At 40.9% G+C, this 25864-nt stretch carries 16 protein-coding genes and 3 tRNA genes; 5 read left to right on the forward strand and 14 right to left on the reverse strand.

Annotated elements, in window-relative coordinates; translation table 11 throughout:
• The first annotated feature begins 184 nt into the window (after positions 1–184).
• Complete coding sequence (locus tag H5162_RS03410) at positions 185–1384, forward strand: Nramp family divalent metal transporter (RefSeq protein ID WP_182777656.1); 1200 nt, start codon at positions 185–187, stop codon at positions 1382–1384.
• Between the two features lie 25 nt (positions 1385–1409).
• On the opposite strand, the gene H5162_RS03415 is transcribed toward H5162_RS03410, so the two are convergent.
• From H5162_RS03415 to H5162_RS03460, 10 genes are all read right to left on the reverse strand, one after another.
• Positions 1410–1814, reverse strand: coding sequence for an MAPEG family protein (locus H5162_RS03415; RefSeq protein ID WP_182734280.1), 405 nt, complete (start codon positions 1812–1814; stop codon positions 1410–1412).
• 115 nt (positions 1815–1929) lie between these two features.
• A complete protein-coding gene (locus tag H5162_RS03420; RefSeq protein ID WP_182777658.1) occupies positions 1930–2793 on the reverse strand; it encodes a PhzF family phenazine biosynthesis protein in 864 nt (287 codons plus the stop codon).
• A 164-nt stretch (positions 2794–2957) separates the two neighbouring features.
• Complete coding sequence (gene blaCARB / locus H5162_RS03425) at positions 2958–3824, reverse strand: CARB/PSE/RTG family carbenicillin-hydrolyzing class A beta-lactamase (protein WP_182734283.1); 867 nt, start codon at positions 3822–3824, stop codon at positions 2958–2960.
• 135 nt (positions 3825–3959) lie between these two features.
• Entirely contained in the window at positions 3960–5933 is a 1974-nt protein-coding gene (gene recD / locus H5162_RS03430) for an exodeoxyribonuclease V subunit alpha (protein WP_182734284.1), read from the reverse strand.
• Positions 5930–9550, reverse strand: a complete 3621-nt coding sequence (recB, locus tag H5162_RS03435; protein ID WP_182777660.1) for an exodeoxyribonuclease V subunit beta — start codon at positions 9548–9550, stop codon at positions 5930–5932. The genes recD and recB overlap by 4 nt, the downstream gene beginning before the upstream one ends.
• Positions 9537–12845 (reverse strand): exodeoxyribonuclease V subunit gamma, encoded by a 3309-nt coding sequence (recC, locus tag H5162_RS03440; protein WP_182777662.1) that lies wholly within the window; start codon positions 12843–12845, stop codon positions 9537–9539. Before recC ends, recB begins: the two co-directional genes overlap by 14 nt.
• Before the next feature lie 167 nt (positions 12846–13012).
• Positions 13013–14077 carry an alkaline phosphatase D family protein gene (locus H5162_RS03445; RefSeq protein WP_182777663.1) on the reverse strand — a complete coding sequence of 355 codons (1065 nt, stop codon included), beginning with the start codon at positions 14075–14077 and terminating at the stop codon, positions 13013–13015.
• Entirely contained in the window at positions 14074–15201 is a 1128-nt protein-coding gene (locus H5162_RS03450; protein WP_149982558.1) for an alkaline phosphatase family protein, read from the reverse strand. The genes H5162_RS03445 and H5162_RS03450 overlap by 4 nt, the downstream gene beginning before the upstream one ends.
• A gap of 66 nt (positions 15202–15267) precedes the next feature.
• Positions 15268–17637, reverse strand: coding sequence for a TonB-dependent receptor domain-containing protein (locus H5162_RS03455; RefSeq protein ID WP_182777665.1), 2370 nt, complete (start codon positions 17635–17637; stop codon positions 15268–15270).
• 401 nt (positions 17638–18038) lie between these two features.
• The gene (locus H5162_RS03460; protein ID WP_182734291.1) at positions 18039–19082 is read right to left on the reverse strand and encodes an alkene reductase; all 1044 of its coding nucleotides are present in this window, start codon (positions 19080–19082) and stop codon (positions 18039–18041) included.
• A 145-nt stretch (positions 19083–19227) separates the two neighbouring features.
• On the opposite strand from H5162_RS03460, the gene H5162_RS03465 reads away from it, so the two are divergent.
• From H5162_RS03465 to H5162_RS21500, 4 genes are all read left to right on the forward strand, one after another.
• Complete coding sequence (locus tag H5162_RS03465; RefSeq protein ID WP_145233102.1) at positions 19228–19809, forward strand: TetR/AcrR family transcriptional regulator; 582 nt, start codon at positions 19228–19230, stop codon at positions 19807–19809.
• 72 nt (positions 19810–19881) lie between these two features.
• Positions 19882–20277, forward strand: a complete 396-nt coding sequence (locus H5162_RS03470) for a DUF2750 domain-containing protein (RefSeq protein ID WP_145233101.1) — start codon at positions 19882–19884, stop codon at positions 20275–20277.
• Between the two features lie 261 nt (positions 20278–20538).
• Entirely contained in the window at positions 20539–22359 is a 1821-nt protein-coding gene (locus H5162_RS03475) for a tetratricopeptide repeat-containing diguanylate cyclase (RefSeq protein ID WP_182777667.1), read from the forward strand.
• 277 nt (positions 22360–22636) lie between these two features.
• Complete coding sequence (locus H5162_RS21500; RefSeq protein ID WP_310736414.1) at positions 22637–23737, forward strand: methyl-accepting chemotaxis protein; 1101 nt, start codon at positions 22637–22639, stop codon at positions 23735–23737.
• Positions 23738–23911: 174 nt separating this feature from the next.
• On the opposite strand, the gene H5162_RS03485 is transcribed toward H5162_RS21500, so the two are convergent.
• The 4 genes from H5162_RS03485 to H5162_RS03500 form a co-directional block, all read right to left on the reverse strand.
• Positions 23912–24001 (reverse strand) — tRNA-Ser (locus H5162_RS03485).
• A gap of 149 nt (positions 24002–24150) precedes the next feature.
• Positions 24151–25191: a quinolinate synthase NadA gene (gene nadA, locus H5162_RS03490; RefSeq protein ID WP_182730647.1), complete on the reverse strand. Its 1041-nt coding sequence runs from the start codon at positions 25189–25191 to the stop codon at positions 24151–24153.
• 419 nt (positions 25192–25610) lie between these two features.
• Positions 25611–25686 (reverse strand) — tRNA-Lys (locus H5162_RS03495).
• A 71-nt stretch (positions 25687–25757) separates the two neighbouring features.
• Positions 25758–25833, reverse strand: a tRNA-Lys gene (locus H5162_RS03500).
• Between the last annotated feature and the right edge of the window lie 31 nt (positions 25834–25864).

Here is a 25864-nt window from a genome sequence, read left to right on the forward strand (position 1 = left end):
ATATAAGTTGGTATGCTACGCGACCTTTTTTAACATATGATTATCATCAAAAAAGGGTTTGCCAAGGGGCGGCTATCGCTGCAAGGCACTTAATATAAGTGGCAGCAATAATACAGGCATCGCGTTATAAAACGTTAGATGTAACTTTAAATAGCAATATGCAAAAGTACTATTAAGGTCAATTATGCGATTAGGACCAGGACTACTCGTCACCGCTGCCTTCATTGGACCAGGGACTATTACGACTGCCAGCGTGGCAGGTGCAAACTTTGGTTTTGCACTAATATGGACATTACTGTTTTCAGTAATTGCCACCATATTATTACAATCTATGGCGGCGCGCCTCGGCGTAGCCACCGGGCAAGATTTAGCGCAAGCGCTAAGAGCCCACATTGAAACGCCCCTATTTAAATCTCTCGCTATATTTTTAGTGATCAGCGCCATTGGTGTAGGCAGTGCCGCCTATGAAGCTGGCAACCTTAGCGGTGCCAGTATGGGATTAATTGAAATATTTCCTCATGTTAATGCCCAGCTTTGGACGCCACTCATTGCATTTTTAAGTGCGGTGTTACTTTACAGCGGTAAACACAAAGTCGTTGAAAATGCGCTTATTTTATTAGTGATTTTAATGAGCCTAGTGTTTATCTCTACGTTAGTTATGGCTGCTCCCTCGCTGAGTGATGTGTTAGCAGGGTTTATTCCTAGTATGCCTGAGGGTTCAATTACCACGGTACTGGCATTAGTGGGCACCACCATAGTGCCGTATAACTTATTTTTACACTCAGGTGTTTTAGCTGCAAGGCACGACAGTAAAAGTGATAAGCAAAAAGTCATTAAGCAAACTAATGTAGACACTGGCGTATCTATCACCTTAGGTGGCGTGATCACCCTGGCTATTTTATCAACCGCGTCAGTGGCATTTTATGGCACAGATGCAGGACAAATTAGCGCTGCCAACATGGCGGTACAACTTGAGCCCTTACTTGGCGATGCCGCCCATTACTTTTTTGCTATTGGCTTATTTGCAGCAGGTTTAACCAGCGCAATTACAGCCCCCCTTGCCGGTGCGTATGCTGTATGTGGCATGTTAGGTTGGTCAAATAAAATGGATAACACTCGCTTTAAAAGTGTCGCGATTATCATTTTATTATTTGGTGCTGCGGTGGCATCTCTGGGTTTAGACCCTGTTGCCGTGATAATTTTTGCCCAAGCCGCTAATGGCTTATTACTGCCTATTGTAACCACCTACCTAGTGTGGCTGGTTAACCAAAAAACAGTAATGGGCAAATACACCAACTCAATGCTGGTAAACTTACTTACTTTACCGGTGTTAGTGCTTATTTTTGGCCTAAGTGGTTACAAGCTTTTTAGTTTGATTTTTTGATACGTTTGCGAGTCTTTCCACCTTGTTAACTGCTCATTTTTTCAATGCTATACATCACCCACATTGCGAGTACTGCGATGAAGTTAATTGTAAAAATACTTCCTCGCAGCCTGATGTTTGAAGTGAATATTTGAACACCACTGTGCAACACTCGCCCAGCGATAAAGACCCAAGCCAGCAAATAATAAGCTGAACTAATTGTTGAATCAGTAGAAATTAAAAGCACACAAACCAGATGAAAAAATACCGGCCACTCGAATTGGTTGCTCAAATTAGCGCTGAGTTTTGGCTGTATAGATTGAAATGGATTAGAGCCATCCGCTCTTTTACCAAGCCCCCATACACTTGGGGCTCTGGCAATAGTGAGCAAACCATATAGCACAACACACAAAATCACGTGTGCGAACATGGGCAAAAATATAGTATTCATTTCACACTGAGTCCTTTAGAGTAATCTAACCTTCGCTAAAACAAGCTTCTTCAACATAGAATAAAAACAGTCAATTGTACGCTATTGTCAATTACTAGGCTTAAGAGAGTAGCTGTTATACGGCGACTATTACTGAGCCTATACTATTGGCAAAACCACCCACCTTTACGCTGTTTATTATTGAATTGTTAGACTCAACAGATGCTGTAATTATTGAATGGCAATTCATAGCCCTACCTTGTTCAAAAACATATTCATTCCCTAACTCAGCAAGATGCTCGGTAAGGTAACATGCTAAAGCCCCACAAGAGCTTCCTGTTGCTGACTCTTCAGAAATACCAAACAAAGGAGCAAAATTACGGCAGCTGGCTGTATGTTTACTTTGCACTTCACAAAGCTCAAAAACATGAAAGCCAACAAGGTTATGCTGTTTGCAAAAATCAGCGATACGTTCATCGTTTGGCTCTATTGCATCTAAATATCCATGAGGAACAGCAATTATGACATCGGCTAGTCCTGTTGAGATAGCTTCAATAGGTAAGTTTGTGCTTTCAAGTATATTACTTTCAATACCTATCATATGGGCAATTTCTTGATATGAAAAACCAGCTATTTTTTCAGGTAATTGCTGCTCCATGACAACCTTACCATTTGGTTCAATACTCACTGATAACATGCCAGCCTTGGTGCGCTGAACATAAGTGCCCACAGTAAGCACACCTTCTTGGAACATAGTAGAAAAAGTAGCTAACGTAGCATGGCCACAAAAATCAACTTCTGCTGTTGTCGTAAAAAAAGACACCTCAAAATCAGCTTCATTATCACTAGCAACAAAAGCCGTTTCTGAATACCCGACAACTTGAGCAATTTTTAATTTTTCAGCATCTGTGAGCCTGTCAGCATTAAACACAACACCAGCAGGGTTGCCACCTTTGCCATTTACTGTAAACGCGCTTACCAAAGCAACTTCAATATCCACCTGTACCTACTCCCTCTATAACGAGCCTTAAAAGTGACTCGTTTTATTTATCTTTTAATCCATCAACCATAGCCGAGTTGCTATTTTGATTCAATGGTTTAGCTGTTCTGGCAGGATCATCAGACTTTACTCTTTATCCATGAAAGACCTCAACGTTAGCTTTATCAACGAGACTGCGATGTATAAACTTTAAAAATGGAGTTCCCTAGTTTAGCGATCACCTCATTGCGTTCTTTCATTGAGACCTCAGTTTGCGCTATGTAGATGCTAATTATGATCGGTGATTGATGTTCACTCCATACTACCGCTGTAATGCTTCGAGCACCAAAGCCACCAGCCCCGGAACGATCGGCTATGTTCCAACCTTCAGGCAACACTGAGCGCAACAAGTTACCAGTTACTTGGTTATTGACCATCCATGCTTTTAACTTTTCTTGGCTCATTGGAGAAAGTGTTGAGCCGAATAATAGTTCATTTAAAGTGTTTGCTATTGATTTAGGAGTCGTTGTATCCCTTAAGTCTCCTGGTATTCCTTCATTTAACTCGGGCTCAAAACGGTCTAAGCGAGTTTTTTCATCCCCTGTGTGCCTTACAAAATCAGTTATGCTTTCTGTGCCCCCTACTGCATTTATGATGATGTTTGCCGCGGTATTATCACTTGTTTTCATGGTTGCAGAGCACACATCATCGAGGGTTATTGCTTGTCCTACATACTTTTCTATAACCGGAGAATACGTCACAAGATCTGTCTTTTTAATTTTGACTGTACTATTAAGATTAATATCCCCTTGCTCAGAGTCATACAATAACTTTGCACAAGCAATTGTTTTAAAAGTACTTGTCAAAGGGAAGCGTTCATCACCTTTGTAATCCCAGTATTCTCCATTTTTAGTATCAAGAACCGTTACCCCTATCCGGCCCGAAAGCGTCACTTCGATTAACCTAGCTTCTTGCTCCACTTGTTGAAATTTTGGGCTATGTGAAAATGCCACAAATGGTATTAAAAGCAAAATAACCAATAAAGAATTCATCTATTTAATCCCATGATTCTGATTAACCAGCATTTTATATAAAAGCATCTGTGACAACAAAAAAGCTAAAGCTTGACCTACATGATAAATTTAACGGGGTCAGATCAAGCAGCTTAAAACTTAAAGCTTTCCCTTTCAAAGCTCCACCAACCTCTCATACAATCCTGATGCCCTGCTGACTGATTTATTCATTGCCATTAACAACACTTTTTTATCAGCCACCAGCTCGAAAGTGTTTTTAGCGCGGGTAATGCCGGTGTAGACTAACTGGCGGTTGATGCCGGCAGTTGCTTGGTTTTGTGGTGGCAGTACCATAGCCGTATAGGCAAACTCGGAGCCTTGTGATTTATGAATAGTCATTACATAAACAGTGTCATGGGCTGGTAGTCTGGCTGGTGAAAATGCCCGTTGATTGCCCTGCTCGTCAATAAATATGGCTTTGAGCTGGGCACTGTCGTCGTGCATTAAAATCCCAATATCTCCATTAAATAGTTTTAGCTGATAATCGTTTTGCGCAATCATAATCGGCATGCCCAAATAATGCCGCTGATTTGAGTTTACATTAATCAATCCTTGCTGGCTTAATTGCGTTTCAATGCGTTTATTTAAACTATGAACGCCATAATCCCCTTCGCGAACTGCGGCTAACAACTGGTAACTGGCAAAAGCTTTATGTATGTCTTGTACGCTCGCGTGTTGTTTAATTAAATTAAGATACTGAGCGTATTTACTGGCGGCGCTTTGTACTAGTTTATCAATCGGTTTACTTACAATGTCATAGTCTAAAATAACGTCTTTAAATTGGCCGCTGCTCAGCTCTTGCTCTACATAATTGAGCTTGCCGCTGTTATTGGTATTAACCGCTAATGCTAATTGCCCTATGCCGCTGTCGGCTGTGAAACGGTAACTGTGCTGTAAAAATGCAATACAGTCGGCCAGTTTGAATTGACTATTACCTGCGACCAATTTGCGCTGGTTATTAAAGCATAAGCTGTTTAGTTCAGCGCAACGCGCCTCTGAATAACTTGGTGTTTGGCCAAGCACTAAACCTTGGCATAAATCGCTCATTACACTGCCGGTATCAACCGAGGCAAGCTGGTCTTTGTCACCGAGTAATATAAGTCGCGCATGCTCTGGTAAGGCCTCAATTAGTTTAGCCATCAGCGATAAATCAACCATCGACGCTTCATCAATGATCAATACATCTAAATGCAATGGATTACTGCGGTTATGCCTAAACTTATTAGTAAACGGTTTTACCCCCAGTAACCGGTGAATCGTTTGCGCGCTTTCTGGGATCAGCGGCGTAATAGCAGCGCTTATTTTATCTTTTAACTGTTGTTTTGCCCCAAGGATTGATTCACTTAATCGCGCAGCGGCTTTGCCTGTCGGTGCCACCAACTTAATACTCAGTGGGGCATTTTGATAAAGCGATTGTAAAATTGCTAGTAGCTTAGTCACGGTCGTGGTTTTACCTGTTCCTGGGCCACCGGTAATAACGCTAAAGCCTTTGGTTGCTGCCATCGCACAGGCGACCTTTTGCCAATCGAGCCCTTGCTCTGGTGCATCTTGTTCGGGGAAATAGTCACAAAGTAACTGAGTTAACTTATCGCTATCAATATCGAGCTTACGCTCACTCATTAACAACAATCGTGATGCCAGTGTTTGCTCATAACCGCTTAGACGTGCAAAATAAAGTCGTTGTTCAAGTAACTGTAACGGTTTAGTCTCCCCGACACTAGGATGGTTTTGCAAGCAATTAATTGCCTCTGCGGTGGTAAATGTGTCGCTAAACGGGCTGAGTGTGTCAGGAATTATGCCCGCTAGTTTGGTAAAATCACTTTGGCGTAAATTAAACGGATTACGCCAATCTACCTGCGCTAAATCTAAACAGCTGTGCTGACTTTGCTGCGATAAACAGAGTAATAAAAGCAGTGAATAAACGTCGTTTGGTTGTTGAGTTTGCTCACTGCTACACAGTAATTCTGCCAGTTTTATATCAACCATTCGTAGCCGGTTTTCGCTAAGTAGGTAATCAAATAATGGCACTATTTGTACGTCGTTCGTCGCTGCTGTTGCAATGGCTGTATTGGTATCTAACACGCTCATAGCATTGCTCCTTGGCTATTTTCGGTTGCCTCATCTATGCTTTGGGCAACACTGCCTTGACTAAAAAGCCCATCTAAAATAATAACTTGCTCGGCGGTCAACTTTTTAAAGTACACACCTTTTCCATCTGCCATACCACGTAAAAAGGTGTAATATACGCCACCTAAATGCTGCTCAATGCTGTAATTGTTGATCCGTTGTTTTAATAACCGATGCAATGCCACGGTGTAAATTAGATACTGTAAATGGTACTGGTGGCTACTCATAGCTTGCTCTAAATGCTCTTGCTCATAATCAGTTGGCTGATTGCCTAAAAAGTTAGACTTATAATCCAAAATAAAATACTGCTCGTTATGACAAAATATTAAATCGACAAACCCTTTTAATAAGCCTTTTACATCATAAAAATCGAGTCTACTTTGATTAAAACCAAAGTGCTTAATCAATGTTTCATTCAAGCCTTTTGCCGTTAAACTGGTAATTGGCAGATTAAACTCCATTTCAACCAAACAATCCCGTGGCGTTAATTTACTTAAACTTAAACCGTTTTCATTCAATGGGCAGTTTAACGCGGCAAGCACCCATTGCTCAGTTGTTTCTTGCCATTGGTCACTAATATGGTATTTGTTCAAGCTACGCTCAACTACCACGCTTAGGTTTTGCTCATGGTTTGTGGGGTGCTGCTCTGGGCTGGTGAAATCCAGTTGCTCAAAAATCTCGTGTAAACAACTACCCGGTTTTGCCCCCTTGGGAAAGCTATAAGGTGAGCGAATATCGTCTTGTTGCGTGGCAAACTCATCTTTTTGATGATCTTCGTCGCTGCGCCCAGGTTCTAAATGCTCGCTATGACTTTTAAAACTCAGCGCACTAAAACTGGTGGTGCGCCAATCACGTTCAATTTTAACTTTAACCTTATTAACACTCACACTGTGACTTTGTGTTTGGCTTGATTGCAGTGATAATGCACCCTGCTGAAATAACTCTTCGCTAGTAAACTGTTGATAGCTCATGGCTGGTTTGTCTGCACAAAACTCTTGTAAATGCGTGCGCCACACTAAACTACTGGTGATATCAAGTCCTGCAAATAATACATGCCCTAAGGAGCTACTTTGAATTGCCAACCGACTACTTTGTCCTTGGCCTAGGTTATACATACCAATTGCGCAGTAATGAACGGCGCGAGTGAGTGCAACATACAATAACCGTAAATCTTCAGCTAGGCGTTCTTGCTCCGCTTTTTGTAACGCATCGTCATTTTTACTGAGATCGTAAATCAGCTGGCCATCTTGATGATACAACGCATCTTTCGTTTCACGATACCCGCTGGCAAATGGCATAAATACCAGCGGGTATTCAAGCCCTTTTGAAGCATGCATAGTGACTATTTTTACCAAATTGGCATCACTCTCAAGGCGTACTTGCACGGTTTCACCATCTTGTTGACTTACTTGCTGCGCAAACCAACGTAATAACCGTAAAGTACCCTCTAGCTCGATTTGTTTTTGCTGTAGGATCTCGCCTAAATGACGAAAATCGGTCAGCCAACGTTCAACGTTGTAACCCAACCCTTGCCATTTCGCGCTTAATTGATTGTGACTGAGTAAGTGCTCAAGCATTGCCATAGCACCTTGTTTGTACCAAATAGAGCTCAGGTAAGCAAAAAAGTTAAGATGCTCTTGCCACTGTGCTTCATCATCAGCCAAGGCATAAATGTCATTATAACTTAAGCAAAATAGTGGCCCAGCTAACACGCCGCGCAACAGTGATTCGTTGTATTGGCCATGTAAAGCCGATAAAAAATTAAGTAAATGATGGCTCAGCTCTTGGCTAAATACACTCTCACGGGATAAGTACACGCTCGCAATTTTGGCATCACTGAGGGCTTTTTTCATAATTTGCGCTTCAACCCGATCACGCACCAAAATACAAATATCTGCCGCCGTGACTGGCTTATTCGCAATACACGCACGCCCTTGCTGTGCTTGCTCAAGTAAGGTCACTATTTTATTGGCAAAATAGCTAGCTAAATGTTGCTGGCCAATGCCTTTATTAGTTGGTTTATTTTTTTCATCTGCGGCGCTATCTGCAAACACACAAAACTCAAAGGCGGTGGCAGGTTGGCCATCAATTAAAAACGATTTATCGGCTTTTTTACCTTGTGCCGCCACGCGATTAAACGGGATCGCATCGTTATAAATAAAGCTGTTATCGTGTTTACTAAACAGTGCATTGACGCTTGCAACCACATCGCTACTGGAACGAAAGTTAGTACCAAGGGTAAATTGCTGCTCCTTTGCCACTTCGTGTTTAGCACCAATGTACGTAAAAATATCCGCGCCCCTAAAACCGTAAATAGCTTGTTTAGGGTCGCCTATCATGGCAAGCGTGGTGTTTTCTTGGCTATAAATTTTACTAAAAATACCGTACTGAATGGGATCAGTATCTTGAAACTCATCAATCATCGCTACCGGGAACAACTGCGCTATTTTTTCTGCCAGTGCTGCGCCTTGCTCTGTATTGAGTGCACTGTGCAAATTAGTTAATAAATCATCAGGAGTTATAACGCTTTGCTCTTGCTTGCGTTTTACAATGGCTTGTTTAACCCAACTTGCCGCATGTTGCACAATAGCGATTGCCAAGCCTTGATTAACGGTGTTAACAAGCTTAGCCATTTCATCAAACTGGCTAAGCATTACATGACTAAACAAAGGCTGATTTTTTTTATAATTAGCTTCGTCACTGAGGTTTTCAGTACTCCATATTTCATAAGAGTACTTGTTTGTACCAAACTCAAAAAACAGCTCATCACCTTTACAAAATGCCTCAAGCGCTGCAAGGCTACCTTTACGTGCAGGTGTTTTGGCACCACTTAAGCCAGAGCTTTTTACAGCTGCAATAAATTCGCTATCAAGGCAGGCTTTTTTAAAGCTCGCGACTTTACCAAGATATAGCTCGCGTGCTTGCCACACATCATCTAGTTTTATTTGCGGAGTAACCAGCGCATTGCCTTTATTAAGTATGTTCGCCACTTTACTAAATAACGCTTCAGGGGCAGCAAATACCTCTAAAATTGCATCAGTTTTTTCTTTATTGAGTGGATATACAAACACTCGCCAAAAATCTTTAATGGTTTCAAGCAAGATCTCTCGTTGATCTAAAATAAACTCCAAATTAAACGCCACACCAGACTCAAACGCATGCTGTTTTAACATTCGTTGGCAAAAACCATGAATGGTGAATATTGCTGCTTCATCCATCGATTTAGCGGCGGCATCGAGCAAATCAAATGCACGGTGTTTATCATCGATTGTGGCGATCACAGCATTGATCAGCTCATCCTCTGTTGCTTGGCCAAGCAGTGCATCTCGTGCTGCTATAATACGAGTGCGCACACGGTCTTTAATTTCTTGGGTGGCGGCATCGGTAAACGTAACGACCAATATTTGTTCAACACTCAGCGGAGTATTTACGGGCGATGAGTGTTGTTGCGCGATTTGCATGCCGAGTAAATAACGTAAATATAAACCTGTAATAGTATAAGTTTTACCGGTGCCTGCACTGGCTTCAATGAGACTTTGCCCAATAAGCGGCATCATAAGTGGATTAAGCGCTTGCATGGTCACTCTCCTTTGCATGTGCAAATAACGGCGCAAGTAGCATATCGCTCCAGCGTATAAATTCCTCTTGGCACTCATTCAACGATTGCGTTGTTAAGCGAATATAGGGGTTCTCGCCCTCGCCTCGGCCAATATATTGTGGGCTAAATTTGCTCATTGCTTTGCCAATATCGCCACCACTTTTTACGTACTCATAGCCACTCACAGGAAAAAACGCCACTGGTTCTTTAAGTAGTGCGTTATATAAAGTAAACCAATCTTGCAACAGTGCTTGGGCATCTGCTTTATCCAAAGCTGCAAAAGTGATTTGTTTATCAAGCCCAAGTAATACAGTTTCTACATGTTGATCCACGCACTGCGCAACAAGGTGATATATAAAGCCCTTGATGAGATCTTTTGCCTTGATACTGGCACTGCGATAAAACACTTGTTTGTGCTGATAAAGATGATTTAACCAGCCTTCAAGCTCAGTACTGTTGTTATCACTGTGAAGTGTTAGCGCAACTTCAATCGGTTCATTTTTGCCGCCCTTGATGTGCTCTTTCACTTGCCCTGCCAGTGCATCAACCCGGTGCTGCATTTTCTCAAAGATCAAATCTCCAACATGCGCCTGCGGTAACTCGCCTCGTTGCAGTATTTGCTCACGACTAAGGGGCTGCTCAAAAATAGCCGCTTCGAGTATTTCGTCGAGATAAAAATAACGGTGCAGTGCGTCTAAACTAAATGGCTCTTCATCTTTAGCTACTTCGTTAAATTGTGCTAAACGCAACCCTAAACTTTGCTGATAAAAACTCTCTTGTGCATTGCATACGCTGCGGATAAACATATCCAGCTCAAGATGTTCAGGTGCTCTGACCTCAAGCGCCGTCAGTGGCTCTGGGATTATCGCCTGAGCGGGTAACCAAATTGGATTATAACTGTGATTGGATTGCAGCGTATTAGTGGTATCTGCCTGATAATTTAGGCTATTAAAAGGCTGTAAATGCTGTTTATTGATCAAACACTCAGGCAAGGTTTGCTCACTTGGCTCAGCAAATTTGAAACTGCGGCCAATGTATTCTAGTAATTCACTCACTAAGGTTGATGGCATACGCGGTTGATTATCAAAACATGAACGGCCAATATAGCTCATGTATAAGTTATCACGGGCGCTGAGCAGCGCTTCTAAAAATAAGTAACGGTCATCTAATTTGCGCGATCGGTCACCTTTTTGCTTTTTCGAATAAGGCACTAAATCAAAACCAATCGGCTGCACCGTTCGTGGGTAATCGGCATCGTTAAGCCCTAACATACACACCACTTTAAATGGCACAGCACGCATTGGCATTAGCGTACAAAAGTTCACTTGGCCGACTAAAAAGCGTTGCCCTACACCTTTTTCTTGAATGCCTTGTTTAATTAAATAACTCACAATACGCTGCGACACTACTTGCGTGTAATCGCCATTATCATGGTGCTTTTGCAGCTCTTCGAGCACCTTTTGCAGTACCAGTAAATCCCAGCTATCGTCGCTTTCGCTCTCGTAAATAGCCGTTAATAGTTCACTCAGGATAAGGGTTTTATTAGTTAGCGTGTCGTCTGGGGTGAGCCTGTGTTTAAAGTGTTGCAATACATCAATAAAATGCACTAATTTATTGAGTGTATCAAGTGCCATCCCTTCCACTTCATCAGCGCTATATATGCCATTAAACGGGCATTGTTCATCACGTTGGGCGATACCTAACAATAAGCGGTTTAAGCCATGTTGCCAGGTATTTAATTCTATCGCGGGTAAATCAAAGCTATGCTTATGCTCGGCGTTTATTCCCCACTTGACGCCAACACGCTCAAGCCAATATTGAATTTGCTCATATTCGTGCGCTTCAACACTAAACTTTTCAGCTATTTGCGTCACTTGCAGTAAATCAAGGATATCTGACACACCAAAGCGCGAAAACGGCAGATCCGCTAAACTTGCAAACGAACTCAGTACCGGTTTTTCTTGCTCAATGGCTAGATCGGCTAACGCATAGGGAATAAAACGGTTACCCTGCGCACCGCCAAATACCGCTTCTATGTAAGGGCTATAAGTGCCAACATCCGGCATCATTACTATAATATCTTTTGGGGTGAGTTCGGGGTTTTGATTAAATAAATTAAGTAAGTAATCGTGCAAACGCTCAACTTCTCTAAGTGGAGTATGGCAATCACTTAGAGCAATGCTGGTATCGGTAGTGCTTATTGCAAGCTTACCTTCATCGTTTATAAACCATTCTTTATTGTCAGTAAGGGATTCACCTTTAAACGCTAACTGGTAAATTTCGCTTTGAATTTGACCAAGTAAACTGTCGTCAAACACATCAATAAAGCCATCAATCCAGCTTGCGTCACGCTGTACCAGCTGTTCAAAGTAATCACGGCCTAATTTACCCCACGATGATAACAACGGATTACCAATAAAATAGTAGTCTTGCTCTGGCTCACTTTGCTTTTTTTGCTGCGCTTCCAACAATGGCATTTTGGCGTATTTAGCCGTTATTTTAGCTGCCGTTTTTTCATCAATTAAATCCCCCCAATAATGTTCGCTGGGATTAAAAAAGAATAAAAATACCTCGGTTTTTTTACTCAATGCATCAAACACATCAAGTTGCGAACTGGCAATGGCTGAAATACCAAATAAACTGATCCGCTTTGGTAATAAGCTACTGTCCATTTTATCAAGCGCGGCTAATAACTGCCCTTGCATATTGGCGCGATGAAACTGACTTTGCCCAAGCACTTGACTATGCGCTACTATTTTTCGCCACAGATCAGGCTGCCACGGCGCGATACTAATATCTACATCATCTAATTTATCAGTGCCGCTATCCCATGTGGCTATCCAGTGCGGACGGTACATTAAATATTGGTCATATACATCGGCTATTTTTTCACATAAAGCAAAGGTTTTTTGACCGTCAGTGTCACCTGCTAGGTAGGTTTTAAGGGGTAAATATAACGGTTCATCAATGCAGTTTGGTAAAATAGCAAATAACTTCCAAGCAAGATTAGGTTTATTAAACGCCGACTCTTTGGGTACATTCGGTAATAGCTGCTGGTATAACTGCCAAATAAAACTCGACGGCAGTGGAAAATCTACCTGTGCTGCCACCCCCAAACTTTCACTTAAACCAATTTTCAGCCACTGCGACATACCCGGAGATTGCACCAACACCACTTCTTTATCAAATGGGCTGCTTAATGGGTTTACTTTTAAAAGCTGATGAAACTGCGCTTGCAGGGCTTCCATGCGGTTAGATTGAATAATATTGAGCATTGCGACACTGTTCTTGCTTGAGATAAAAACAGTGTAAGATATTTTCAATTATAGGGGTAGCCATTGTCGCTAATTGGCATTAATAAATCAGCGAGTTAGCACAATAATTAACTCACTTTTTATACGCACAGTATAGCTACTGTGCGTTTTATTTTCTGAGGGAGTCATTATTTATATGGGCTAATACTTGATAAGCTAAATTGGCTTTGCATGATCACATCGCCATCAATGCCTTTTAGCTGGAGTGAAATAGCTGGATCTGTTTGTTGCCAATCAATGCTTAAATCACCGTAATTAACGTCATGTGTGAACTTCCCCACGCGGTGTTTATTAGGACTGACGTTTTTCCATTTTTCAGTAAGGCCTGAGCTGGTCATTTCAATCAGTGGATAATCAAGGTTTTGTTCATACCTTGATATCTCACCCCAATGTGTGTCACCACTGATAATTACCACGCCGTTTACTTTGTGTTTTTTAATTAACGCAAATAAACGGTTTCTATCCTCCGGAAAATTAGCCCATGACTCCCAGCCGGTAAAGTCAGGCAGTAACTGTAAGCTCGAAGCAATCAGTTTAATTGCAGCAGGCTTTTTAAGCTCTTGTTCAAGCCATTGCCACTGCGCCTCACCTAACATCGATGCGCCTTTTACTTCACTTGGGCTATAAGGCCCTTGATTATTCGCTTTACGCTCAGTCTTGTATTGTGTTTCACTAACGTGGTTAAGTGCATCGCGGTTCCAACGCAGATCAGGCATGATCACTTGTATCGTGTGCTCATCTTCACCATACATATACGAGGTATAAATCCCATCGGCACGTGTGCGACGCACTGAACCCGTTGGCTCTTGCCAAAAGTCGAGCATAATTTTCCGAGACTGTTCTTTATGTGGGTACTCTTTACCTGCATCATTTTGGCCAAAATCATGATCATCCCACATGGCAATAAGGGGAGTCTGTGTTTTTAACGTTTTAAAGCCGGGCTTAGCGCCTAAGCGCTGATATTTATCGGCAAGTACGCGCATATCGTTGGTGTCGCCGTAGATGTTATCACCCAAAAAGATAAACAAATCTGCCTGCTCTTTATTGATTGCGTCAAAAATCGGAATATCTTTATCTTGATGCCCACATGAGCCAAACAGTATTTTTTGCGGCGTTAGTTTTTGCGGTGTACTTAATACTGAAAAACTCGCAACAATGCTTACCAATGCGGCCGCTTTAATTAAATGCTTCATTTTAAAATCTCATCAATTGCATCCGCCATAGCGGGATTAAGCTGCTTAGGGTTTTCGCCAAGTACGGTTAAAATCGTTGCCGCAACTTGTGCTTGTTTGAGCTCTGTTGTTGTTTTTAATAAACCTTGCGGTTTAATATCTGGGCCAATTGCAGCTAACCAAATATGCTCAGAGCCAATAATTCCCTCAGGAAAAGCTTTACGACCTTGCTCCGATTTTGCCATTGCTTGTTTTGAACTATGATGCTGCCAATCATTAGCGTTACTGCCACGGCCATGATCCGTGGTGATAATAAGCGTTGTGTTATTTTTATAGCCAGGTGTAGTCTGAATGGTTTGCCATAAGTCTTTGATAAAAGCGTCACTTTGTTTAGCCGACTGCAAATAGTGATCGTAATGACCATCATGGGCAAAATCATCGGTTTCACCTAAGCTGATCACTAATAACTTAGGCTTTTTTGCCAGCATATAAGCTTTGGCAAAACGATATGTAAAACTGTCTAAACGCACATTATGCCAAGGACTTGGGATCTCCTGTTGTAAAGCATTTAATAGTGGCGCATCGGCAAATAAGTCTGCCTCAATTGGCATAAAACCCGCATTTACATATACGTCGCTGCGTTTGGTATTAACAATAAACGGAAATACATCCCAACTGCCAAATAAGGCGGTTTTATTTTTATAGTCAGCGCGTTGCTCTAATCGCTCTAAAATAGTTTTATTTGGATTTGGCGTTTTATCATTACTGTTAATTGCCTCATCAACACTGCCAGTTAAGATCTCACTGTAGCCTGGGTATGAAAAATACCACGGGTTACTCACCGACATTGTTGAACCATTCTCTCTATCGCCAATTAACACACCGTGTTGAGCAATCGTATTGCTAATAAATGGCATTAACTGAGCTTGTCGGGCGTGTTTGTCATCGCGCCAAAACTGTTGTTTCAATTGCTCTGGCTGTTTAACAAAATCGGGATTTGCTAACAATTTTTGATCGGCGCCGTTAAATACCTCTTGCCAGCGCACACCATCAAGCGTCACAAGCACGACATTATCACTGGCTTTGACAATATGACTTACCATTAATGTACAGCCTATTACGGCCAGTTTAGCTATTGCTTTCATAGTATTCCTATCAATAAAAACCCATCAACAAGGATGGGTTTTGGTTATTATTTTTATAATTATGGCTTAAAAATTAGCAGTAAATGTAAGTGCTGCAGTTCGTGGTGCACCAATAAAATAAGTGCTGCCATTACCTGTCCCACCCGCTAAATACTGTTTATCTGTTACGTTAGTGACAGCAAAAGCAATATCGATTGATTTAAATGGGCCGGCATTGACGTCTGCGGCATAACCGGCATTGATATCAAGCACGGTATAACCATCAACTTTATTACGTGTACGAGTTTGCTCATCTAAAAATGCACCTAAGCGTTCACCGGTATATTTAGCGGATATACCAAAGCGGAAGTCGCCACTGTAATAATCGGTCGAAAGCACAAACATATCGCTTGGTGAATCGATTACGTCATCGCCTTTTTTAAAGCTTGGCGGTAGCGCTTTTCCGTCTTCATCTTTGAGGATAACACCATCGGCATCGTAGGCACTTGGATCGTGCGATGCGTATTCAGAGCTGTTATTAGTATATGAAGTATAAATATTCCATTCATTTGTAAGCATATAACTTGCTGATAGTTCAATACCTTGCGAGTCAATACCACCTACATTGATGTAAGAGCCATTTGTACCTATCGTATAATCAATCCCGCCGGTATCACTGCCAGGTGCGATAAAGGTGATACGGTTATCAAAGGCAATAGAATAAGCGGTCGCAGTTAGGCTCAAGCGGTCTGCTTTATAACGTACACCAAAGTCGATATTTTCAGCTGTTTCTGGTTCAATTTCTGTGAGTGTAGAACTATCACGCTCCAGCACTCCATCTTTAATTGCTGAGAAATTTTCACTGAAACTGGCGAATAACTCTGTACTGCTAGTTAGCTGGTACAAAGCACCTGCACTAAATAACACATCTGAATCACTGTTTATTTTATCAGAGCGTAGATCTGCAAAATGATCGTATTTTTGTAATTCAACTAAATACTGTTTAGCGCCAAGATTAACTGTAAAATCGCCTAGGCTGATAGAATCTTGTACGTACCACTTAAAGGTATCTGTTTCAAAAGTATTTTTATATTGCGTCCAGTATGGGGTGCTATCAAAGTGATGATACACGCGAGCGTCAATAACTTTATGCCAATCACGAGATTCGTCACGATCAGTTTGCTCAAGCCAAATACCTGCTTCAATATCGTGCATCCCTAAGGTTAATTTATAATCGGCGGTTAAACCTAAACGGTCCTTGTCATAGTGTGTATGGCGATATGACATTACCGGTATTGCCGAATCTGGGTAACACGCCGGATTCAACCCTGTGCCTGAATCCCATGGCCAACTGAGTGTGTCTGTACAATTTGCGTTAGGCGTTAATGGCTTACCTTGGCTATCTGCAAAACCATATGAGCCAGCATTTGTGCCGCCTTCGGTTGTTGGATTACCGTCTTTGTCGACAGGTGATGTTAAATAAGGTGGGATCCAATCACCACGCCCTGAGTTTTTATGGTAATAAGGGCTGATTGTTAATAATGACGAAGGTGAGATTGCGTATTCAAACTTTACGTAACCTAACGCATTTTCACGCAATGTACCCCAACCTTCTGCAAACATTTGGTCAAAGTGTGGCACGCCAGTCCAATTCCAAGTTAGTTGATCCCAATTTGGTGTTTGCGCAAATTGCTGCAAGCTCACACTGTTATAGTTGGTCTCACTTACATCATCATACGATAAACGCCCTGTTACAGTCAGCGCATTAAAGTTAGATACAAATTTAGCCTCAGCATGTTGATTATCTTTACCGCCATTACTGCCATCACCTATCCAGCGGCTAGTATTGGTTTGTGAATAACTCACATAAGCTTGCGTGTTATCAAAGAGAGTGCCAGTTTCATGCTTAAAATAATAACGGGTCGCATCATGGTCACCATTGGTGTAAGCAAATGTAGTTCCTCGCTCAAGGCTAGGATCTTTACTTACAAAATTAAACGTACCACCGAGCGCTTCAAGTGATGCTGACGCGATATCTGAGGTACCTTGGCCCACTTCAACCGTGGCTAAGTTTTCGCTGTCTAGGTAGCGATTAGCTTTTGCACCACCGCCATAATTAGAGCCGCCGTTTGGAATACCATCAACCGTCATACCTAACTGCTGTTGGTTACCATCGATACTAAAGCCGCGCATCGTAATAGTGGTAGACCAATCATCACCACCAAATGCATCACCTTCGTTAATACTAATTCCCGGTAGGTTATCCATCACCGATAATACACTTGATACCGAACTCTGCTGTTCAATCATTGATTGCTCAATCACACTATTTGCATAGCTCGTTGGTTTTGCCACTACCGTGACTTCTTCTATTTCGTTGGTATTTGCAAAGCTATTAGTTGAAAACGCTAAAGCGATTGCTAAGCTTAAAGTCGATCTTTTAGTAAAAGTACGCATTGTTGTCCCATTTGCAATTATTGTTTTGTATACGGGCAAAGTATGGAGGGAATATATGACAAAAAAGCTCGAAAAAATTGACGTAACAGTGACAAAAATATTGATTATTTATGGCAACAATGCAGCTTAACCAATTAACATAATAAAGATTATAATTTAAATAACAGTCTATCGCGGTAATATTTGTAGGAAATAGAGAGGGAGTTAAATCAATACGAAAGAGTATTTTTCACAGCATTAGTAACGATTAAAAAGCAATATTGCTAATCGCAAATAAATACCTAAAACAAGTTTGCAATCAACATCTATTGACGTGTTATAAACGCCAGAGACAAGTAGTTTCCGACGTTAATGCAACCACCTACAGAAGTAGGTGGTTTAGTGACTAAAACAAACTACGTTTAAATTAGTTCAGCCAGCATTTCATCACTATATGGAACCACTTCTTCAGCATTTTTTATTTTACTGATGTAATCTGGGTTTGCAATAAACGGGCGACCAATAGCAATTAAATCAAACTTATTGGCGTTAATAGCAGCTTTAGCCGTGTCAAAATCATAGCTACCAACACCCACTAAAGTACCTGAATAAGCCGCACGTAAATATTCTGACGTCGTTTTATCTGCAAGGCTTGCAAAGCGCATGCTATCGTCAAAAATACCGCCATGTAAGTAAGCGAGTGCTCGGCTATTCAACTCGTTTAAGAGGTAATCAAATACCGCTTTATCGCGGCTATCTTCGCTCATATTAAAGTAAGCACCAGGAGATAAACGTAGCCCAGTTTTATCTGCGCCGATGACATTAATTACCGCATCAACAACTTCAAGTGCAAAACGCGACATATTCTCTGGAGTTTGCCCGTATTCATCATCACGCTCATTGGCTGCATAATGTAAAAACTGATCGATTAAGTAACCATTCGCACCATGGATCTCAACGCCATCAAACCCTGCTTCAAGCGCATTCTCTGCAGCCTTTGCATAATCTGCAATTAATGACTTAATATCGGCAGTGGTTGCTGCTTTTGGGGTAATATAAGTAAGCTCACGCATACGTGGTACAGAGCCTTCAACACCAATCGCAGATGGGGCTAAAACGTCGCCATCAAAAAAGTGTGGATGTGCAACCCGACCAACATGCCAAAGTTGTGCAAACATTTTACCGCCCTGCTCATGCACAGCATCGGTTACTTTTTTCCAGCCTTGAATTTGTGCGCTGGTAAATAAACCTGGCGTATTCGGGTAACCTTGCGCATCAGGGCGAATAATCGTGGCTTCACTAATTATTAAACCGGCTTCAGCACGGCGTGCGTAGTAATCAACCATCGCTTGGGTTGGCACTAAGTTATCGTCAGCCATACAACGCGTTAGCGGTGCCATAAGTATACGGTTTTGTAATTCAATCGTGCCATTAAGCTTAAACGGTTGCAGTAGATCAGTGGTCATTCTTATCAATCCTTATCTTGAGTGTACATTCAAGATAAGGGCGAACAATAAAACATTCAAGTCTATTTTTGAATATTTGTTCAAGATTAAGTAAACTAACCCCACATACACCTTATAAGTCAAATAGAATGCAACAGAGCGCCCTATGAGAATAGCCGAATTTGACCGTGAATTTGTACTTCGCCAAGCGATGCTGGCTTTTATGCAACACGGTTATGCTAAAACGAGTATGCAAAAATTAACGCAAGTTACAGCGCTTCATCCGGGGTCTTTATATGCTGCGTTTGGTAATAAAAAAGGTATTTTTTTAGCGGCTATTGAGCAATATCAGGCTGATAGAAATCAGCAATTTACGGCACTTTTTTGTCAACATAAACCCGTTTTACCAAGCCTACGCCAATACTTAGACTCAATAGTCAACGAGTGTATCAGTGGTGATGCGATGAAAGTATGTTTACTGACTAAAAGTATTAGTGAAGTTGAAGGGCAAGATTCACAGATCAGCCACGTACTAATGACAAATTTAAACGCCTACGAAAACGCCCTCGCCGAACAATTTGAGCGCGCGATAAAAGAAGGTGAAATCCCAAACACACGCACAGCTGAGCATCTAGCTCGTTTTTTAGCAATGGGCCTTTACGGCTTGCGAACCTATGCACTGACTAACCGCTGCGAACAAGATCTAAGCCAACTCGCCGACGATTTATACCACGCAATGTGTAATTAATTTTTAACTAATCGACATTTTGTCATATTAGTCAATATACTATACCTAAGCCATTCTAGAGAGAGTCTATTAATGAGTAATGCAACTGCAACCGCATCTGAAAAATTCGAGACAATCTTAAATTTAGGAGCCAAAAAAAGATTGGCTTTTATGTTTGAGACCGTCCAAGAGTTCAAACAAGTGTGGATATTAAATGACGACGATGGCTGTGTTATGCTCGCCAACGAAGATGATGATTGTGTACCGGTATGGCCTGAACGTATTTATGCCGAAGCATGGGCTACCGGTGAGTGGGAAAATTGCACAGCTAAAGCAATTCCATTGAAAGATTGGACAACCCGATGGACACCCGGTCTTGAACAAGATGACTTACTTATCGCCGTTTTTCCAACTGAAGAAGACGACGGCACAATTCTATTTCCTGATGAATTTGATTCACAACTAAAAGCACCTAAAAAACGTTACTAATTACACTTCGCTATAATTGAGTCGCAGACGTGTTGTTCTGCGACTTATCCACGCAAACTTTAAATTTTTTACGCGCAACGCTTTAAGACAAAGATACAAAGTTAATACCTATAAAAATTAAAATATAACGGCAATAATGTCGCTTTTAGCGATAATTAATTTATGCTTATTCACACTGTTCAGTGAAATAAACACAGCTCCCACTGCAAAAACTTTGGCATTAGTTGACTTCAACACGCCCCTTACTCTTTGGACTTTATAATGGTACGACAAGGTATTTTAATATTACTACTGCTAACGTTTATTAATAGTGGCTATGCCACAGAGCAAATTGACTCAGTAGAATCCACACTCAGTGAAATAAAACAGCTCAAAAGTGATGGTGAATCCGCACAAGCTTATCAACAATTAAGAGCAACATATTCCTCGGCACAATCAACCACACAACAAGCTGAGTTAATGGTTGTTTGGCTTGCATTTATGAATGAAGACAAGAACTGGCATGAATTCGACTTGCTCAAAGACGATGTATCACAGTTACTCGATAGCGAAGTCGATATAGAAACTAAATACGCACTTTATGACAACCTCGGACTAATGAAATATCGCTTAGGTAAGTTTGCCGAAGCCGATTCTTATTTATCAAAAGCGGTTTATTTTGCTGATGACACACAGCTTGCTACGAGTATGACTTACTATTTGTATGGAATTAACTCTGTTAGACAAGGAAAAATGGTAGATGGACTCGATAAAATCTTACATGCTCACGATTTACAAATAAACATTCAAGGATATGCTTCACCGAAGATATTAATTGGTTTAGGGTTTACCAATTATTATATGAAAAACTACGACAAAGCGATTGAATACACTCAACAGGCAATAGCAGCATACCCTGAAAATGACATACTGCTCACTGAGCTGTATGCAAACTTAGCTGCAATGTACGTTGATAAAGCCCAATACCAAGAGGCATTAATTGCCATTAATCAAGCCGAAAAAGTAGCCCACTTTCATAATATATTTGACCGAGTTCCTATAATTATTAATAAAGGCACTATTTATGCTGAGCTAAATGAGCACCAAAAAGCCATTGATTATTATTTAAAAGCGTTAGATATTGTAAATAAAAACAATGATTTAATACATAAGCCTACCGTTTTAAGTAATCTGGCACAAAGCAATCAAAGTTTAGGTAATTATAAACTTGCTGCCGACTATTTTGAGCAAGCCCTTGCTATATTTTCAAGCGAGAGTCAACTCATCAAACGTTTAGAAAACTATCCGCCAATGATCGAAAATTATCAATCATTAGGAAATTACCAACGCGCATTAGAACTTATGATTGAATACAAAGAATTAGATGATGAAAGTACCTCATTAGCTGCAAAAGAAAAATTTGATCAATCACAAGCAGCCTATGATATTGCCTCTAAAGAAAAGTCATTAATCGAAGCTAAACTAGCGCAAACAAGCAATGAAAATGCAATTCTACGACTCTATGGGATCGTTGCATTCAGTCTTTTAATTATCCTATTTATTTATATTGCCTATAGACTAAAACACTCTGCCTACCTGCAAGTTAAAGAGCTTGCGTTGCGCGATCAACTCACGGGACTATTTAATCGCCGCGCATTGCACGATATCTTTGAATTAGAAATGAGCCGGGTTAATCGCAATAAAAAAACTTTTAGTATTATTTTGCTGGATATAGATCATTTTAAAGTACTCAACGACACCTATGGACATGACTATGGTGACATTGTATTGCAAAAAGTGGCTAGCGCATTGCAAGATTCAATTAGAAATATGGATAAAGTTGCTCGCTGGGGAGGCGAAGAATTTCTGGTGTTTTTACCTGAAACCAATAAAGAGCAAGCATCGCATCTTGCAGAAAAGTTACGCTTAGCTGTAAGTAACATTGAATTGACTTACCAAGATAAGCTACTTCAGGTCACTGTTTCTTTAGGTGTCTGTGAATATAATCAACAAGGTGAATATAAAGACATGGTTAAACAAGCCGATCTTGGTCTTTATAAAGCTAAAGAAACAGGGCGGAATAAAGTCGTCTGTCTCAATTAAACTAACAAATGTTCTTGCGCGCAACTATCTTCATTATCATGTAATTGAATGTAGTTGCTCACTAAGCATATAGTTTACTAATAAAGCGATGTTATTTCCTCGCATTAAGGCTGCTCTGTTGACCTAAAAATAGCAATGGCACACTGTTTTATTGCGCTTGCTCAAAAAAATTACGACATAGTTTGCTAAACTAACCTAATAACCTATTAGATTAAGTGTGCTAGCACAACGCTGAGATTTACTCTGGGCACATTTACAGAAACAGTTGGACAAATACGTGATATTTAATTCTAAGTATAAAAAAGAAATTGCAAAACTAAAAAATGAAATTGTAGATATTCGTAACCAAAATGAAGCACTGCATGATGAACTGGAACAAGTTAAGAATGCTAAAAGTCAGTTAGTAGCGCAAATAAATCAAACTGATAAAACTGCCAAACAACAAGACGAATTAAACCGCTTGTGGCTACAGTCTTCAATTTTAATAGAGCAAATCAGGGAGAGCCTAGCAGCAAATTCAAGTGAACTTGTAATGCACAGAGATGGCTTTCAATCATCACAGCAGTTGCTTGATAACATTATTGTAATGCTATCCGCCACTTTGCAATCAACTTCTGTGATATCCAGAGACACTAAAACAGCCTCTGAATCTGTAAAGCAATTACAAACAGTCACAGCAGGGATTAATGACTTTGTAAACATTATCAAAGGCATCTCTGACCAAACTAACTTACTAGCCCTTAATGCTGCTATTGAGGCCGCCAGAGCTGGAGAACAAGGTAGAGGCTTTGCCGTAGTTGCAGATGAAGTTCGCACATTAGCACAACGCTCAGCTGATGCATCGAATGAAATTTCAGGCTTAATTGAACAAGTAAACCAACAAATGGACCACGTTGTTGGCAACATTACCGACGTCGGGAAACAAAGTAATGAGATCAGTGAAAGTTCAGCGGCTATCGAAGATACCGCTAATAAAATTGTTACGTTCTCACAAAACATGTATTCAGTTATTACCGACTCAACTGAAAACGCATTTATTCAGACGGTAAAAATGGATCATATCGTTTGGAAACTGGAAGTTTATAAGGTACTACTTGGTTTATCTGATAAAACCACAGATGAATTTGCCGATCACACAATGTGTCGTTTAGGTAAATGGTACTATAAAGGTGATGGTGCAGCTAAATACACCTCCCATATTGAATTTAAAAACTTAGAAGCCCCGCACGCCGAGATTCACAACCATGGCATACAAGCATTGCAAGCCTTTGCAGATGGCCATTCGGATAAAATGATTGATCATATATCGCAAATGGAAGCGGCGAGCTTTAAAGCCGTTGATTTATTAACTAACCTAGCAAACAAAATAACTAAATAACGGTCGTTTTAAGTTTAACTACAACTTTAACGCTGCTCATTTTATATTTATTATTGCAAGCAACTAAACACCAATACCTAATAAAAAGTAAAAAATAGTTAGAATTTGAGTTATTTACTTCACTTTTTTATAGGCACAAAAAAGGACGCCATGAGGCGTCCTAATATTGAATAATGGCGGAGGAAGAGGGATTCGAACCCTCGTTAGGGATTAACCTAAACACACTTTCCAGGCGTGCGCCTTCAGCCACTCAGCCATCCCTCCGCAGGTTACCATTTGGTAACGCGGCGTAATAGTATGAAATAGCGCGCGGCGGTGCAAGGTGTTTTTCCCTTTTGCCTGTTAACTGCCTAGTAAACAAACAAAAAAGGCCGCTGATAGCAATACCAGCGGCCTTATCTTTATAACCTAGTTTAGCGTTGGAGTGACGCTGAGAAATCGAGCATACGATTAAGCGACTTGAGTGCGCCTTCACGAAGGTCCATATCTACAAACACTTCTTTGCCAGTTGCATCTAATAACGCTTCCTCAATCGCTTTGAGGCCGTTCATTGCCATCCACGGGCAGTGAGCACAACTCTTACAGGTTGCGCCTTCGCCAGCCGTTGGTGCGGCAACAAATTCTTTATCAGGGCATAACTGCTGCATTTTATAAAAAATGCCGCGATCAGTGGCAACAATAAACTTTTGATTGCTCATAGTTTGTGCCGCTTTGATCAATTGACTGGTTGAACCTACTGCATCAGCTAACGCTACAATTTCTGCTGGTGATTCTGGATGAACCAAAACGCCAGCGTCAGGGTAAAGCGCTTTCATGTCTTTTAACGCTTTGGTTTTAAATTCGTCATGCACGATACATGCGCCATTCCACATGATCATATCAGCGCCAGTATTCTTTTGAATATAGGCACCTAAATGTTTGTCTGGGCCCCAAATGATTTTTTCACCCATTTCATCTAGGTGCTCAACAATCTCAAGGGCACACGATGAGGTAACAATCCAATCAGCGCGAGCTTTAACGGCAGTTGATGTATTTGCGTATACAACCACTTTACGATCAGGGTGCTGATCACAAAACGCTGAGAACTCATCAATTGGGCAACCAATATCAAGCGAACAAGTTGCTTCTAGTGTTGGCATAACCACGGTTTTATTCGGTGTCAGTATTTTTGCTGTTTCACCCATAAAACGTACACCGGCAACGATAATCATGTCAGCATCGTGCTTGGCACCAAAGCGAGCCATTTCTAGCGAATCAGCAACACAACCGCCAGTTTCTTCAGCAAGCGCTTGAATTTCAGGATCAGTATAATAATGGGCAACCAATACAGCATTTTTATCAATCAATAATTGCTTGATACGTGCTTTGTATTGCGCCTGCTCATCATTATTCAATGGAGCTGGTTTAGGAGGAAAGATATAACCTTCAGGCATAATAGTTTGAGCTAAACTCATTTCTCGACCACTTAATCTACAGTGCATTTATGGGGTGGATTATACGAGAATATAAAACTAAATAACAGTAGTGGTCATAAATACCAATCTACTTAAATATTTAATCATTCTAGCAGGCTAAATAAAGCGTTAACTGCGTTAGTTATTTTTTATGTACGACTGCATGGATGCAGGAGGTAGAGCAATGCAGGAGCAATTGCCGAGAACAACTACATGTCAAAATTTTCGCCTTGTTATCACTGTATTTATCTGTCGCTATAAATGGTCAGTAACTTAACACGATTGATATAATAGCAATTTGATTAACGCATTTATATTTAGCTTGACGATGATTTTTGTAAGTGTTTTTTGCTTTTGATGTAAAGTGATGTGAATTTACTAAATAGGAGTCAGATAAACTGAAATTGAATAAACCAGAATGGTGGGTCATGATGGACTTGAACCATCGACCAATGGATTAAAAGTCCACTGCTCTACCAACTGAGCTAATGACCCGCTCTGATGTGCCTAAGCACGCTGCGTAAATCCGCCGATTTTAACCACTCTATTATTCAACGAATAAAGAATGGTGGGTCATGATGGACTTGAACCATCGACCAATGGATTAAAAGTCCACTGCTCTACCAACTGAGCTAATGACCCGCTCTGATGTGCCTAAGCACGCTGCGTAGAT

It is taken from the genome of Pseudoalteromonas sp. SR41-8 (assembly GCF_014163915.1).
In the GTDB taxonomy this organism is placed as follows: Bacteria; Pseudomonadota; Gammaproteobacteria; order Enterobacterales; family Alteromonadaceae; genus Pseudoalteromonas; species Pseudoalteromonas rhizosphaerae.